The following is a 14417-nucleotide window of genomic DNA, read 5'->3' on the forward strand; positions in this document are numbered from 1 at the left end:
GGTAGCGCCGCATGCTCCAGTAGTCGGTGGCATCCGGAGTGCCGAGATTGAGCAGCAGCACGCCGATTTTCGCCTCGGGGATGCTGGGGTGGTCGGCCGGACGCTGCGTCGCCATGGGAATGCCTGCCAAGCTAGGGGAAAGATTCAGGTTCCGCGCAACTTAGGCACCCCGCCGCCCAACGCAAGGGCCTTCGCATGCTTACAAGCTGGCGGCCAGCAGCAGCACCCCGAAGGCCAGCACCAGCACTGCCCCCAGCAGTTCCGCCCACCACACCACGCCGGCCACCACGCCGCCGCCGGCACCGCCGGCGAAGCGCAGCGCCAGCCCCTTGGCGGAAACGGCGAGCGTGGCCAGCACGGCCACGGTGATGGCGGTCCCGAGCCCCATCAGGAACACTGCGGCGATGCCGGCCGCGAGCAGCCCCTGCGACAGCGCGAAGACCAGCACGACCAGCGCCCCCGAGCAGGGGCGCGCGCCGACGGCGAGGACGACGCCCAGCTGCTCGCGCCAGTCGCCCCCCGCCTGCCCCGGCGTCACCACGTGGTGGGCATGCCCGTGCGCGTGGTCCGCGTGATCGTGGGCGTGCTCGCCGTGCAAGTGCGCCTTGGCCCGCGCCGCGAGGTCGGCTTCGCCGTGGCCATGCCCCCTGCCCAGCAGCTTGCGGGCCACCAGCCACGCCCCGAGCAGGGCGACCAACGCATAGGAGGCGATGCCGATCCAGTTGGCCGCGTCGCCCATGGCGGTGCTGGTCATCTGGAGCAGCAGCGCCGCCACCAGCACGAAGGCCACCGCCACCGCCGCCTGCACCATGGCGGCGGCAAAGCTGAGCAGAACGCCGCGCCGCACCTGGCGCTCGTTGGCGAGCACGTAGGAGGAAATCACGACCTTGCCGTGCCCCGGGCCGGCGGCGTGGAAGACGCCGTAGAGAAAGCTCAGCGAACCGAGCACGAAGAATGCGGCATTGTCGGTCTTGAGCCGGCCCAGCGCCGCGGTCAGCGCCTGGTAGAAATCGCGCTGCTGCGCGGCGATCCAGCCGAGCAGACCGGTCCTGGGCAGGGTGAGGCCCGGCTCCGGCGGCGGGCCGCCGAACGGGACCGGCCGCGCCTCGGCCAGCTTCGTCACCGCCTCGACCGCCGTCGCTTCGACCACCGCGCCGCCGGCCGGCGGGCACTTGACCAGGATCGCCCCCTGCACGCCGCGCAGCGCGGCGGCGAGGTCGGGCGGCAGTTCGGTGACCTCGGGGGGCAGCGCATAGAGGCGCGCGGCGACGTCGTCGGGCATGTCGCGCGGCGGCTCCATGGCGACGGTGCAGCCGGAGGGGGCGTTCTCGAGCGTCACCGCCGACACCCCGGCGAAGCTGATGGCGACGTAGTATTCGGGGTCGTTGATGGCGAGCTCGAGCGTGTCGCCGATGACATAGGGCCGCTCCGGCTGCACCGCGAAGCTCAGCGTCGAGCGGCCGTTCTCGTGCACGAAGCGCGCTGCCCCGAGCGCCGCCATGGCGAGCGTGTCCGCGCCCTCGCCGGCAAAGGTGTAGAACTGGTACTCGGCCAGCCCGGCGAGGTTCTCGTCGGCGAGTTCCTGCATCTCCGCCGGACTGGTGATGCCGTCGCCGTCAGTATCGAGGCCCTGGATCTGCCAGATCGAGAAGGCCTCGTCGAACGTCCAGTCGTGGCGGATGGCGCTGAGCGCACCCGTACCGTCGAAGACCAGCGTCGCCCTGGCGTCGATAAAGATGTGCGGATGCGCGGTGGCGGGCGTGGCGAGGCCGAGCAGCAACCCCAGCAGCGGCAACAACAGGCGCAAGTGCAGACGTCCCCCTCGAGCTCTTCTGGTCAGCGCACCGGCTGGATCGCGAACCAGTCCACCAGATGATCGATCAGCGCCCGCACCTTGCCGGCGAGGTGGCGCCGGTGCGGAAACACCGCCTGCAGGCTCGCCCCTTCCAGCATCGTCGCCTCGAGCACCGGCACCAGCCGCCCGGCCGCGATCATCGGCTCGGCGAGGTAGAGCGGAACTACGGCGAAGCCAAGGCCGGCCAGCGCCGCCTGCATCGCCGCCACCGGGGAGTTGACGCGGACCGGGCCCGAGACGGGCACGGAGTAGTGCCGGCCCTTGTCGGAAAAGCGCCAGCTGGCGTGCGAGGGCATGTTGGTATCGAGGATGCACGGCATGCCCTTGAGGTCTTCGCCGCTCCGGGGCAGGCCGTGCCGGCGGATCAGCTCGGGCGAGCCGCAGATGACGTGGCCGATATCGGCGATCTTGCGGGCGATCAGCGAGGAATCGGCCAGCACCGAGATGCGCAGCGCCACGTCGATCCCCTCCTCGACGAGGTCGACGAGCCGGTCCTCCAGCCTCAGATCGACCGAGGCCAGCGGATTCCTGGCGAGGAAGGCGAAGATGGCGGGGGCCAGCGCGGTCTCGCCGAGATTGCGCGGTGCCGAGATGCGGATCAGCCCGCGCGGCTCGGCCGTCTGATCGGAGATGGTGGCGTCGAGCTCGTCGAGCTGCTGCAGCAGCTGGCTGGCCTCGCGGTAATAGACCTCGCCGGCCTCGGTCAGGCCGAGCTTGCGCGTGGTGCGGTTCATGAGCCGCACGCCGAGATAGTCCTCGAGGTCGGTGACGTATTTGGAGAGCAGCGCCTTGGAGCGCCCATGCTGCCGCGCCGCCGCCGAAAAGCCCCCGGCTTCGAACACCTGCACGAAGGCCCTGATGCGGGACAGGTCCTGGCTCATCTAAGGCACCCTTGCCGTTCGGGGGAAGGCCGGTGCGCGGGGACGGCCCGCGCCGCCGGCAGGGAACGGATAGCCCATCTTCCGGCCGCGAACAATCGGCCGGCCGCCGCGGCGGCGTCAGGCCGACACCCGCCCCAGCCGGCGGTCGATCATCATGGTGAGGGTGATGACGATGAAGGCGAATGCCACCATGCCGAGGGCCAGCAGGTGCGCCTCGCCCCATTGCAGACGCTCGACATAGTCGTAGATGGCGACCGACAGCACCTTGGTCTTGCCCGGGATGTTGCCGCCGATCATGAGGACGACGCCGAACTCCCCGACGGTGTGGGCGAAGGTCAGCACGCCGCCGGCGAGGTACCCCGCCCGCGCCAGCGGCGCCTCGACGCGGGCGAAGGTCTGCAGGCGGCCGGCGCCCAGCGTTGCCGCGGCCTCGAGCGGGTCGGTGCCGACGGCCTCGAAGGCGTTGCGCAGCGGCTGCACCATGAAGGGCAGCGAGTAGATGACCGAGCCGATCACCAGCCCCTCGAAGGAGAAGGCCAGGGTGCGGGCGCCCCACAGCCCGGCAAGGGCGCCCCCCGGCCCCATCGGTCCGAGGGCGATGAGCAGGTAGAAGCCGAGCACGGTGGGCGGCAACACCAGCGGCAATGCCACCACCGCCGCCACCGCCTCCTTCCAGCTGGCCCGCGAATGCGCGAGCCACCAGGCAATGGGCGTGCCGACGAGGACCAGCAGCACGGTGACGACGGCGGCGAGGCCGAGGGTCAGGGCGATGGCGTCGGCGATCTCGGCGGGCATGCGGGGCTACCCGACCGTCTCGTAGCCGTAGCGGGCGATGATCGCGGCCGCCTCCGGCCCCCTGAGGAACGCGAGGAAAGCCGCGGCGGCGGCATCGTCCGCGGCGCCGGCAAGCAGCACCGCATTCTGGCGGATGGGGTCGTAGAGATGGGCCGGGACGCGCCAGACCTGCGCTGCCGGCTTGTCGATCACCTGGCTCAGCGCCACGATGCCCAGTTCGGCATTGCCGCTGTCGACGAATTGCAGGGCCTGCGAGATGTTCTGGCCCACCACCAGCCTGGGCGCGAGCGCGGCTGCGAGCCCTAGGCGATCGAAGATCGCGGCCGCGGCGGCGCCGTAGGGGGCCGTCGCCGGGTCGGCGATGGCGATGTGGCTGAAGCGGCCCGCCCGCAGCACGGCCGCGCCGTCGCCGAGGGCGAGGCCCGGGCCGTACAGCACCGCCCGGCCGATCGCGTAGGTGAACGCCGTACCCGCGCGGCCGAAGCCGTCGGCGACGGCGCGCGCCGGAGTGCGGTCGTCGGCGGCGAGGAAGACGTCGAAGGGAGCCCCCTGGGTGATCTGGGCGTAGAGCCCGCCGGTGGCTCCGAAGCTGAAGACGACGTCGTGCCCTGTGCGCGCCGTGAACGCGGCCCCGATCTCCTCCGCCGGCCTGGTGAAGTTGGCGGCCACGGCGACGTTCACCTCATCGGCGGCAGCCGGGGCGCCGAGGGCGACGAGCAGCAGGGCCAGGAGGAAACGCGTCACGGCGCGGCACCGTCGTGTCGTACAGGGAGCGCAACGATTGCAGACCCGCCCCGGGCGTGCAAGCGTTATGTTTGGCCGGACATATCGCGCTTCAGCCGTTGCAGCGCCGCGACGTCGCCGGCGATCGCCCGGCGCGTCGCCTGCTGCATGTGGCGATAGCGGGCGAGCACCTCGCGGCCGGCCGCGGTAAGCGTGGCCCCGCCCTGGGCGCTGCCGCCCCGCGACGTCTCGACCAGCGGTGTCCCGAACCCCTCGTTGAGCGCCTGCACCAGGCTCCAGGCCCGCTTGTAGCTCATCCCCATGGCCTTGCCAGCGGCCGCGATCGAGCCGGTCGCGGCGATCAACTCCAGGAGGTCGGCGCGCCCCGGGCCGACATAGAAGGCCGCGTCCAGCGTGACGCGCAGATGGCTGAGCCCGGGGGCGGCCGTCGCCGTGCCCACGCCCGCCCTCAGGCCTGCCGCAGCGCGGCGGCGTCGCGGGCAAGGCCCTCGATGCGCCGCCAGTCCCTGGCCGCGACCGCGTCGGCCGGCATCACCCATGAGCCGCCGACGCAGATGACGTTGGGCAGTTCGAGATAGGCCCTGGCCTTGGCCATGTCGATGCCGCCGGTGGGGCAGAAGGTGATGTCGGCGAGCGGCGAGGCGTAGGCCTTGAGCACCCTGGCGCCGCCGAGCGCCTCGGCCGGGAAGAATTTGAGGAACGAGTAGCCGTGCTCGGAGGCGGTCATCGCCTCGGTCGGCGTGCCGATCCCCGGCAGCAGCGGGATCGGCTGCTCCTCGGCCGCCGCAAGCAGGCGCGGCGGGGCACCGGGCGAGACCATGAACTGGCAGCCGGCATCGACCGAATGGCCCATCTGCAGCGGGCTGCGCACCGTGCCCGAGCCGACGATGGCCCCCTCGACCTTGGCCATTTCCTCGATCACCTGCAGCGCGTGCGGGGTCCGCAGCGTCACCTCGAGCACCGGCAGCCCGCCCGCCACCAGCGCCTCGGCCAGCGGCCGGGCGGCCGCGACGTCGTCGAGGACGATGACCGGGATGACCGGAGCGAGGGAGAGCATGGAACGGAGGGCGGCGGCGTCTTGCGGCATGCGGATCCCCGGGGCTGGCTGCCGGCCAGAGTTAGGGGCTTCGCCGGCGGCGATCAAGGCCAAAGTCTTCATTGAAAATCTACCCGGCCGGCCGTAAGTGTCCGCGCGACGTCGCTACCGGGGAGGGCCTCATGGTTCAGCTCATCAACGCCACGACCCCGCTCGAGACGGCGCGCGCCGTCCTTGCCGGCAGCTACGACCTCGCCTTCTCCAAGGCGGTCGAAACCGAGACCGCCCCTATCTTCGAGCGCGTCCGCGACAAGATCCCCGAGATCGAGTGGCCGTTCTTCGCCCCGCTGATCTTCCAGATCAACCGGCTGAAGAAGGAGAAGGACGCCGTCATCCTTGCCCACAACTACCAGACGCCGCAGATCTATCACGGCGTTGCCGATTTCGTCGGCGACAGCCTGCAGCTGGCGCGCGAGGCCGCCGCGGTCGACCAGTCGGTGATCGTGCAGTGCGGCGTGCACTTCATGGCCGAGACCTCCAAGCTGCTCAACCCGGAAAAGACGGTGCTGATCCCCGACAGCCGCGCCGGCTGCTCGCTCGCCGCCTCGATCACCGCCGCCGACGTCCTGGCCATGCGCGCGCAGTATCCCGGCGTACCGGTGGTCACCTACGTCAACACCTCCGCCGCGGTGAAGGCGGTAAGCGACATCTGCTGCACTTCCTCCAACGCCCTCGCCATCGTCGAGGGGGTCGCGGGCGATACCGTCATCATGATCCCGGACCAGTACCTGGCGCAGAACACGGCGCGCCGGACCGACAAGAAGATCATCACCTGGGCCGGCGCCTGCGAGGTGCACGAGACCTTCACCGCCGCCGACATCGCCGAACTGCGCCACGCCTACCCGACGGCAAAGATCATCGCCCATCCGGAATGCCCGCCCGAGGTGATCGCGGCGGTCGACTATTCCGGCTCCACCGCCGGCATGATCGACTGGGTGAAGACCGAAAAGCCGGCGCGCGTCGTCATGGTCACCGAATGCTCGATGTCCGACAACGTCGCCTCCGAGACCACCGGGGTGGATTTCCTGCGCGGCTGCAACATCTGCCCGCACATGAAGCGCATCAATCTCGAGAACGTGCTGTGGTCGCTGCACACCCTGACCGAGGAAGTCGTCATCGACCCGGCGATCATCGAACCGGCCCGCGCTGCCGTGCAGCGCATGATCGACGTCTCGAAAAAGCGCGCCTGATCCCCAGAATTCTCGTCGACTTCTGTTGTGTTGCCGCGCCGGCGCGCTAGTCTGGCGACGCGATACTAGCCGAGTCAAACGAGGGGGCTCCCATGGGGCACAAGTTCAAGATCACGTCGGCCAAGGGCGGCCAGTTTGCCGCCAAGTTCGTCTACAATTCCGAAGTCATGCTCTGGTCGGAGAACTATACCGGCAAGGCCGGCGCGGAAAACTGCATCGCCTCGCTGCGCAAGCACGCGCCGGGTGCCCCCGTCGTCGACACGACCAAGGGCGAGGCCGGCAAGGGCTACCGCTTCGAGCTCGCCGGCTCCAAGGACGGGCAGACCTTCGTGCGCTTCGTCGCCTCGAACGGCGAAACCATGGTGCGCTCGGAGACCTACAAGTCGCGCGCCAGCGCCAGGAACTGCATCGCCTCGCTGCAGAAGCGCGCCGCCGCCGCCGCGCTCGTCGACGAGAGCTGACAGCCCAGCCCGGCCGGCCGCTGCGCCTGCCCCGCCCGGGAGCCTGACGGCGAGTGTGAGCGCGGGGGCGCGGAACGCCGGCGCCTCCCCGCCTCACCCCCCGCAGTCGGTACGCTCCCTCCCCCTTCGCCGCGCTGCGTTCCACTTCCACCTGCTGCCATCCGCCCGCTTTCCTTCGGGCCGGGCCTGTGACAGAAGCGGCGCCGGAACGGGCGGAGGGCGGGGCCGAAATGCCGGTGCACGACAACATCTTCAACGCCGACGGCGCACTGATTGTCGGCGCCGGGCTTGCCGGCCTGTTCTGCGCCCTCAAGCTGGCGCCGCGCCCGGTGACCGTGCTGTCCCCCAAGCCGCTCGGCGCCGGTGCATCGTCGGCCTGGGCCCAGGGTGGCGTGGCCGCTGCCGTCGGCGCGGGCGACAGCCCGCACCTGCACGCCCGCGACACCGAGACGGCCGGCGCCGGCATCGTCAGCGGTGACGTGGCGGAGTCGGTGGCGGCGGACGCGGCCGCCCGCATCGCCGATCTCGCCCGCTGGGGCGTGCCCTTCGACCGCGACGCCGCCGGCAACTTCGTGCTCTCGCGCGAGGCGGCGCATTCGGTCAATCGCGTCGTCCGGGTCGAAGGCGACCGCGCCGGCTACGCCATCATGCAGGCGATGATCGCCCAGGTGCGCAATACCCCCTCGATCCGCATCGTCGAGGGCATCACCGCCGTCGACCTCGCCCGCGACGGCGGCCGCGTCGTCGGCGTCTATGCCCGCAAGCTCGGCGACCGCTATGTCGAGCCGGTCTATGTGCGCGCGCGGGCCACCGTGCTCGCGGCCGGGGGCCTGGGCGGGCTCTACGCCGTCACCACCAACCCCCCGGCGGTGCGCGGGCACGCCCTCGGCATGGCGGCCCGGGCCGGGGCGCTGATCGCCGATGCCGAGTTCGTGCAGTTCCACCCCACCGCCCTCGCCACCGGCGCCGATCCCGCCCCGCTCGCCACCGAGGCGCTGCGCGGCGAGGGCGCCGTTCTCGTCAACGACCTGGGCGAGCGCTTCATGACGGGCATCCACCCCGACGCGGAACTGGCTCCGCGCGACATCGTCGCCCGCGCCAACTACCGCCAGATCAAGGCCGGCCGCAGGGTCTTCCTCGATACCCGGGCGGCCCTCGGGGCGCGCATCCTGACCGCCTTCCCGACCGTGGCGCGCTACTGCGCCGAAGCCGGCATCGACCCGGTCGCCCAGCCGATCCCGGTGACCCCGGCGGCGCATTACCACATGGGCGGCGTCAAGGTCGACGACACCGGCCGCTCGTCGCTGCCCGGCCTGTGGGTGTGCGGCGAGGCGTCCGCGACGGGGCTGCACGGGGCCAACCGGCTGGCCTCCAACTCGCTGCTCGAGGCCGTCGTCTACGGCGCCCGCATCGCCCACGACATCGGCGGGCTCGAGCCGGTGCGCGAGACCCTCGCTCCCTATCCCGGCATCGGCTGGAACGAGGAACAGGGCGAGGCCTACGAGCAGAGCCTCAGGAAGCTTGCGGCGGTGCGGCAGTTGCGCCAGGTGATGACCGAGCTCGTCGGCGTCGAGCGCGACGCCGCCGGGCTCAGGCTGGCGCTGCGCCGGATCGCCGAGCTCGAGGCGACGGCGCAGGGGGTGACCCGCTCCTTCCTCAACATGACCACCGCGGCCACCATGGTCGCCGCCGCCGCCCTCAGGCGGACCGAGAGCCGGGGCGGGCATTTCCGCACCGATTTCCCGGCCGCCGACCCGGCCTGGGAACATCAAACGGAAATGACGCTCGCCGAGGCGCTGGCGCTGCGCGCGGCGGCATGAGGGGGCGGAGGAGCGGGCCTAGCCGGCCGCCGCGAGTACGGCGTCGACCTCGGCCCGGGTCGGCGGGTTGCAGCCCCTTGCGGCGCAATTGAGCCCGGCCACGGTGGCGCCGAAACGCAGCATGCGGCCGAGTTCGGCCACGCCCAGGGCGCGCAGCCTCGCGGGCTGCAGGCTGCCCTGCTCGGCGAGGAAGGTGAGGATGCCCGCCATGAGGCTGTCGCCGGCGCCCACCGTGTCGCCGAATACCGGCGGCACGTGGATGCCGGCGCGGGCGCTGCCGGCGGCGGTGAAGGCGAGCGAGCCCTCCTCCCCCAGCGTCACCACCACCAGCCCGCAATTGGGACGGGCGAGCAGGTCGGCGGCGTGTTCCTCGATGGATCTGGCCGCATCCAGCGCCATCAGGTCTTCGCGCGACAGCTTGACCAGGTGCACGAGGTCGAAGAAGGCGTCGAGCCGGCGCCGAAAGGCGGCGAAGTCCGCGACCAGCGACGGGCGCACATTGGGATCGATCGACAGCACGGCGCCGCGCCCGAGCGCCTGCCGGGCCACGTCCAGCCACACGGCGGCATCCCCGGCCTCGATCGGACAGAAGCCGCCGATCTGGAACAGCCGCGGCTGGGCGGGCAGTGCCGCGACCAGCCCGTCGCGGGTGAAGGCCCGGTCGGCGCCGCGATAGAACTCGTATTGCGCTTCCTTCCTGGCGTTGAGCGTCACCACCGCCAGCGTCGAGGGCGCCGGCACGCGCTCGGCCAGCAGCGGGGTCACCCCCGCCGCCGCCAGCGGGCCGAGCAGGTAGGTACCAAAACCGTCCCGGCTGATGGGGCACAGGAAGCCGGTGTCGTTGCCGAGCCGCGCCAGCGCGATGGCGCAGTTGTAGGGCGAGCCGCCCTGGTGCGCGCTCATGTGGATGACGCCGTCGGCGCCGAGCGGCTCCTGCACCAGATCGATCAGGCTTTCGCCACCGACAACGAACATGCGCGCCCCTCCGCCCCTGCGCTGGGCACAGTTACGTCGGCACCCCCGGCAATTCAAGCGGATTGGCTGGCTGCGCCCCCTTGAACCCCGCCTTCTCGTAGATGGCGTCGATGACACGCATGTTGGCGACGGCATCGGCGCCACCGGTCAGCGGGGCGACGCGGCCGGCGAGTGCATCCACGAGGGCCTGCAGCTGGAAATCGTAGCTCGTGCCGCCGCCGACGGTGTGGTGGCGGAAGCCGCCGCCCAGCCGCTCGCGGATCGAGTGGCCCCGGTGCGGCAGCACCGGATTGTCGATCTCGACCGAGCCGTGCTCGCACTGCACCGTCAGCTGTGCCCGGAACGGGGTGGCCTTGCCCATGCCGCAACTGACGTCGGCGAGGATGCCGCTCGGGAAGCGCAGCGTCGCGGTGATGCTCTCATCGACCCCGAGCGGGGTGCGGGTGCCGCTGGCGGCAACGACGAGATCGGGCTCCTCCCCGAGCACGGCGCGGACCCAGTGCACGGGGTGGCAACCCAGCTCCAGCAGGGCCCCGCCGCCCGCCGCGGGGTCGTGGCGGATCGATTTGGGATCGAATGGAATGGCCATCGCGAACTCGGCCTTGACCGTCTTGATGCGGCCCAGTTCGCCGGCCTGCTTGCGTTCGAGCAGGTAACCGAACACCGGATGGTGGCGGTCGTGCAGGGCTTCGACCAGCAGCAGGCCGCCCGCCTGTGCCGCGGCGACCATCGCCGCCGCCTCGGCGGCGCTGGTGGCGAACGGCCGCTCGCACAGCACGTGCTTGCCCGCCTCGAGCGCCGCGATCGCCCAGCGCGCGTGCTCGGCGGGCGGCAGCGCGACATAGACGACGTCGATCTGCGGATCGGCCAGCAGCGCCTCGTAGCCGTCATGGGCCTCGGCGATCCTGTGCCGTTTGGCGTATTCGGCAGCCATGCCGGGCCGCCGCGAGGCGACGGCCTGGACGGTGACGTCGTCGCGCCGCCGCGCCGGCTCGATGAGCGCCTGCGGGGCGATGCTCGCGGCGCCAAGAATACCGATACGAAGCATGCCGCCCCCTTTCCCCAGCCCAGCGGTGCGCCCCCGGATACCCCGCGCTTTGCCAAGACTTCGTGAAAATTCTGCGCTAGGATCGTGCCCGAGGGTGATCGTCCGACCAAAGATGCAGACCAGCGTCTGCGATTGCCGCTTGACCGCGGCCGCGACACGTGTTCGCTAGCGGCGCAGCGGCGCCGCCCTGCGAGGGCCAACGGCTCGGCGGCGGCAAAGAGATGACGCACGGGGGACTCTTGCAGCTACTCGCGACGGCGATACGAGCCATCGGCGCCCTCAACCGCTTCGTCGGCCTCACTTTGTCATGGCTGTCCCTGGCCGTGGTGCTCGTCTGCTTCACCGTGGTCGTGCAGCGCTATTTCTTCCATGCCAGCTTCGTGTGGATGCAGGACCTCTATGTCTGGCTGAGCGGCGCCATGTTCACCGGCGTGGCCGGCTTCGCGCTGCTGCGCGACGACCACGTGCGCGTCGACATCTTCTACCGGCCGTGGTCGGTGCGCGGCAAGGCCGTCGCCGATCTGATCGGGGTCGTGGCTTTCCTCCTGCCCTTCGTCACCGTGGTCGCCATCTATGGCTGGACCTTCGTCGCCCGCTCCTGGCGGCTGCAGGAGGGCTCGGCCAACACCGGCGGGATGCCCGGCCTGTTCGCGCTCAAGAGCTTCATCATCGTGTTCTGCGTACTGGTCGGGCTGCAGGGCATCGCCTGGGCCATGCGCTCCATCCTGGTGCTGGCCGGCAAGGAAGACCTGCTGCCCGAGCCGCTGCGCTACCGGCGCGGGGAGGCCGCGTCGTGACCGCCACGCTGGTGGGCGAAGTCCTCGCGGGGGTGATGTTCTTCGCCGTCATCGGCGTGCTGCTGCTCGGCTTCCCGGTGGCCTTCAGCCTCGCCGGCACGGCCCTGCTGTTCGGCACGGCGGGCATTCTGCTGGGGGTCTTCGACCCCACCAACTTCGCCTCGCTGGCCAACCGCTACATCGGCACCATGACCAACGAGGTGCTGGTGGCGGTGCCGCTGTTCATCTTCATGGGCGTCGTGCTCGAACGCTCCGGCATCGCCGAAAAGCTGCTGCTCACCATGGGCAAGCTGTTCGGCAATCTGCGCGGCGGGCTCGGCATGTCGGTGATCCTGGTCGGCGCGCTGCTGGCGGCCTCGACCGGCGTGGTGGGAGCGACAGTGGTCACCATGGGGCTGATCTCGCTGCCCGCCATGCTGCGCGCCAACTACGACCCCAAGCTCGCCTCCGGCGTCATCTGCGCTTCCGGCACGCTCGGCCAGATCATCCCGCCCTCCACCATCCTCATCTTCATGGGCGACATGCTCTCGGGCATCAACGCCCAGGTGCAGATGGCCAAGGGCAATTTCGCCCCCGAGCCGGTCTCGGTGGGCGCCCTGTTCGCCGGCGCCTTCCTCCCCGGCTTGGTGCTGGTCGGACTCTATCTCGCCTGGATTGCGTTCAAGGCCTTCACCGATCCCGACTCCTGCCCTGCCACCCCGGTGCCACCCGAGGAGCGGCGCGGCCTGCTCAAGGACGTGGTCCTGGCGCTGATCCCGCCGCTGCTGCTCATCCTTGCCGTGCTCGGCTCCATCCTGGGCGGCATCGCCACCCCGACCGAGGCCGCCTCGGTTGGCTCGGTCGGCGCATTGCTCCTTGCCGTCATCTCGCGGCGCTTCTCGCTCACGCTGCTGCGCGAGGCCGTGATCGCCACCGCCACCATGACCTCGATGATCTTCGTCATCCTGTTCGGCGCCGCGGTGTTCTCGATCGTCTTCCGCCTCATGGGCGGCGACGCGCTCGTGCACCAGTTCCTCACCAACATGCCCGGCGGCGCCATCGGCGCGACAGCCATCGTGCTGGCGATCATGTTCATCCTGGGCTTCATCCTCGACACGTTCGAGATCATCTTCATCGTCATCCCGATCACCGCGCCGGTGCTGCTCACGCTCGGGATCGACCCGATCTGGCTGGGGGTGGCGGTGGGGGTCAACCTGCAGACCAGCTTCCTGACGCCGCCCTTCGGCTTCTCGCTGTTCTACCTGCGCGGCGTGGCGCCGCCGCGGGTCACCACCGGCATGATCTACCGCGGCGTGGTGCCGTTCGTGGCCCTGCAGATAATCGCCATCGGGGTGCTGTTCGCGTGGCCGCAGCTTGCCACCTGGTTGCCGCGGGTCCTGTACCAGTAGCGCGGCGCCGGCCGGTGCGGGCCCGGGCCGTGGCCCGGGCCGTTTCGGGAATGACCCGGCTCAGATCTCGAAGTACTTCTTGCGCGCCGCCAGGAACGGCGCATCGGTCTGTTCCGTACGCACGCGCAGCACCTTGAAGGCCTCGATGAAGCTTTCCGTCGTCTTCTTGGTCAGCGCATCGCCACTTTCGCGCAGGCCGAGGAGCAGTTCCTTGGCGGCGTTGGCACCCGCCTGCAGGATCTCCTCGGGGAACTCGTGCACCTGCACGCCGTGCTCGGCCACCAGCGCCTGCAGCGCCCGCGGATCATTGGCATAGAAGTCCGAGGCCATCTGGTCGTATTCGGCCTGGGAGGCGAGCCGGACGATCTCCTGCAGGTCGGCCGGCAGCGCCTGGAACTTCGCCTTGCTGACGACGAGTTCGGTGGCCGCGCCGGCTTCCACGAAGCTGGAGACGTAGTAGTGCTTGGCCACCTGGTAGTAGCCGAGGGCGAGATCGTTGTAGGGACCGACGAACTCGACCGCGTCGAGCGTCCCGGACTGCAGCGCCTGGAAGGTCTCGCCGGCCGCCATGTTGGTGACCGCCGCGCCCAGCTTCTCCCACACCTTGCCGCCGAGACCAGGGGTGCGGAAGCGCAGGCCCTTGAGATCGGCGAGACCCGTCAGCTCGTTGCGGAACCAGCCGCCGGTCTGCGTGCCGGTGTCGCCCGACAGGAACGCCTGGATGCCGAACTGGTCGTAGACCTCATCCCAGATCTCCTGGCCGCCCATGTAGCGGATCCAGGTCGACAGCTCGCGCGAGTTCATGCCGAAGGGCACGCCCGTGAAGAAGGACAGCGCCTGGCTCTTGTTCTGCCAGTAGTAGGGCGTGCCGTGGCTCATCTCGGCCGCGCCGTCGATGACGGCGTCGAGCGCCTGCAGCGCCGGCACCATCTCGCCGGCGGAAAACACCTGCACCGTCAGCCGGCCGCCGGAAGCGGTGGTGATGCGGTCGGCGAGGCGCTGCGCACCGACGCCCAGTCCCGGAAAGTTCTTGGGCCAGGTGGTGACCATGCGCCAGGTGATGTTGCCCTGGGCGATTGCCGGGGCGGCAAGTCCCGTTGCCGCCGCCGCAGCGCCCACGGCGCCGGCGCTGGCGGTCCTGAAGAATTCGCGTCTTTTCACTCAAAGTCCTCCCAGAGAAGTCTGTGCGTTGCTGCAACGGCGCGGCGTTCCGGCAGCGATCCCCGCCAACGGGGACAGGGACCTCTCCAACCGTGCCCCCTGCACAAAACCAGCATCGCCAGCGTCCGTCCACTGCTAAGTTCGTCTAGCGCGGGATGTCGCAGAGCCGTTGCGGCAGGGGGCGCAGAAATGTTTTCTCTGGCGGG

14 protein-coding genes and 1 pseudogene are annotated in these 14417 nt (G+C 70.5%); 5 read left to right on the forward strand and 10 right to left on the reverse strand.

Annotated elements, in window-relative coordinates; translation table 11 throughout:
• The 7 genes and pseudogenes from hemH to eda form a co-directional block, all read right to left on the reverse strand.
• Window positions 1-115 (reverse strand): annotated as a pseudogene (gene hemH, locus VGD93_RS03330) (ferrochelatase); the annotation flags it as partial.
• A gap of 84 nt (window positions 116-199) precedes the next feature.
• Window positions 200-1807 (reverse strand): DUF1007 family protein, encoded by a 1608-nt coding sequence (locus VGD93_RS03335; protein ID WP_395009171.1) that lies wholly within the window; start codon window positions 1805-1807, stop codon window positions 200-202.
• A 29-nt stretch (window positions 1808-1836) separates the two neighbouring features.
• The gene (locus VGD93_RS03340; RefSeq protein WP_395009173.1) at window positions 1837-2736 is read right to left on the reverse strand and encodes a LysR family transcriptional regulator; all 900 of its coding nucleotides are present in this window, start codon (window positions 2734-2736) and stop codon (window positions 1837-1839) included.
• Window positions 2737-2853: 117 nt separating this feature from the next.
• Window positions 2854-3531: a molybdate ABC transporter permease subunit gene (modB, locus tag VGD93_RS03345; RefSeq protein WP_395009175.1), complete on the reverse strand. Its 678-nt coding sequence runs from the start codon at window positions 3529-3531 to the stop codon at window positions 2854-2856.
• A 6-nt stretch (window positions 3532-3537) separates the two neighbouring features.
• On the reverse strand, window positions 3538-4275 hold the full coding sequence (modA, locus tag VGD93_RS03350; protein ID WP_395009177.1) for a molybdate ABC transporter substrate-binding protein: 738 nt from the start codon (window positions 4273-4275) through the stop codon (window positions 3538-3540).
• Window positions 4276-4340: 65 nt separating this feature from the next.
• Window positions 4341-4715 carry a winged helix-turn-helix domain-containing protein gene (locus VGD93_RS03355; RefSeq protein ID WP_395009179.1) on the reverse strand — a complete coding sequence of 125 codons (375 nt, stop codon included), beginning with the start codon at window positions 4713-4715 and terminating at the stop codon, window positions 4341-4343.
• Between the two features lie 8 nt (window positions 4716-4723).
• A complete protein-coding gene (gene eda, locus VGD93_RS03360; RefSeq protein ID WP_395009181.1) occupies window positions 4724-5362 on the reverse strand; it encodes a bifunctional 4-hydroxy-2-oxoglutarate aldolase/2-dehydro-3-deoxy-phosphogluconate aldolase in 639 nt (212 codons plus the stop codon).
• 131 nt (window positions 5363-5493) lie between these two features.
• On the opposite strand from eda, the gene nadA reads away from it, so the two are divergent.
• From nadA to VGD93_RS03375, 3 genes are all read left to right on the forward strand, one after another.
• Entirely contained in the window at window positions 5494-6561 is a 1068-nt protein-coding gene (nadA, locus tag VGD93_RS03365; protein WP_395009183.1) for a quinolinate synthase NadA, read from the forward strand.
• Between the two features lie 92 nt (window positions 6562-6653).
• Window positions 6654-7022, forward strand: coding sequence for a YegP family protein (locus VGD93_RS03370; RefSeq protein ID WP_395009185.1), 369 nt, complete (start codon window positions 6654-6656; stop codon window positions 7020-7022).
• 230 nt (window positions 7023-7252) lie between these two features.
• Window positions 7253-8842 carry an L-aspartate oxidase gene (locus VGD93_RS03375; protein WP_395009187.1) on the forward strand — a complete coding sequence of 530 codons (1590 nt, stop codon included), beginning with the start codon at window positions 7253-7255 and terminating at the stop codon, window positions 8840-8842.
• An 18-nt stretch (window positions 8843-8860) separates the two neighbouring features.
• Here the strand turns inward: VGD93_RS03375 and VGD93_RS03380 are convergent, their stop codons facing one another.
• Both VGD93_RS03380 and VGD93_RS03385 read right to left on the reverse strand, forming a co-directional pair.
• On the reverse strand, window positions 8861-9817 hold the full coding sequence (locus VGD93_RS03380) for a PfkB family carbohydrate kinase (RefSeq protein WP_395009189.1): 957 nt from the start codon (window positions 9815-9817) through the stop codon (window positions 8861-8863).
• Between the two features lie 31 nt (window positions 9818-9848).
• Entirely contained in the window at window positions 9849-10865 is a 1017-nt protein-coding gene (locus tag VGD93_RS03385) for a Gfo/Idh/MocA family protein (protein ID WP_395009191.1), read from the reverse strand.
• A gap of 239 nt (window positions 10866-11104) precedes the next feature.
• On the opposite strand from VGD93_RS03385, the gene VGD93_RS03390 reads away from it, so the two are divergent.
• Both VGD93_RS03390 and VGD93_RS03395 read left to right on the forward strand, forming a co-directional pair.
• Window positions 11105-11662 carry a TRAP transporter small permease subunit gene (locus VGD93_RS03390; RefSeq protein WP_395009193.1) on the forward strand — a complete coding sequence of 186 codons (558 nt, stop codon included), beginning with the start codon at window positions 11105-11107 and terminating at the stop codon, window positions 11660-11662.
• Window positions 11663-11697: 35 nt separating this feature from the next.
• Window positions 11698-13050 (forward strand): TRAP transporter large permease, encoded by a 1353-nt coding sequence (locus tag VGD93_RS03395; protein ID WP_395009218.1) that lies wholly within the window; start codon window positions 11698-11700, stop codon window positions 13048-13050.
• Window positions 13051-13110: 60 nt separating this feature from the next.
• Here VGD93_RS03395 and VGD93_RS03400 read toward each other — a convergent pair whose 3' ends face one another.
• The gene (locus VGD93_RS03400) at window positions 13111-14211 is read right to left on the reverse strand and encodes a TRAP transporter substrate-binding protein (RefSeq protein WP_395009195.1); all 1101 of its coding nucleotides are present in this window, start codon (window positions 14209-14211) and stop codon (window positions 13111-13113) included.
• Window positions 14212-14417: the final 206 nt, after the last annotated feature.

This window comes from Devosia sp. (genome assembly GCF_036406155.1).
Lineage (GTDB): Bacteria > Pseudomonadota > Alphaproteobacteria > Rhizobiales > Devosiaceae > Devosia_A.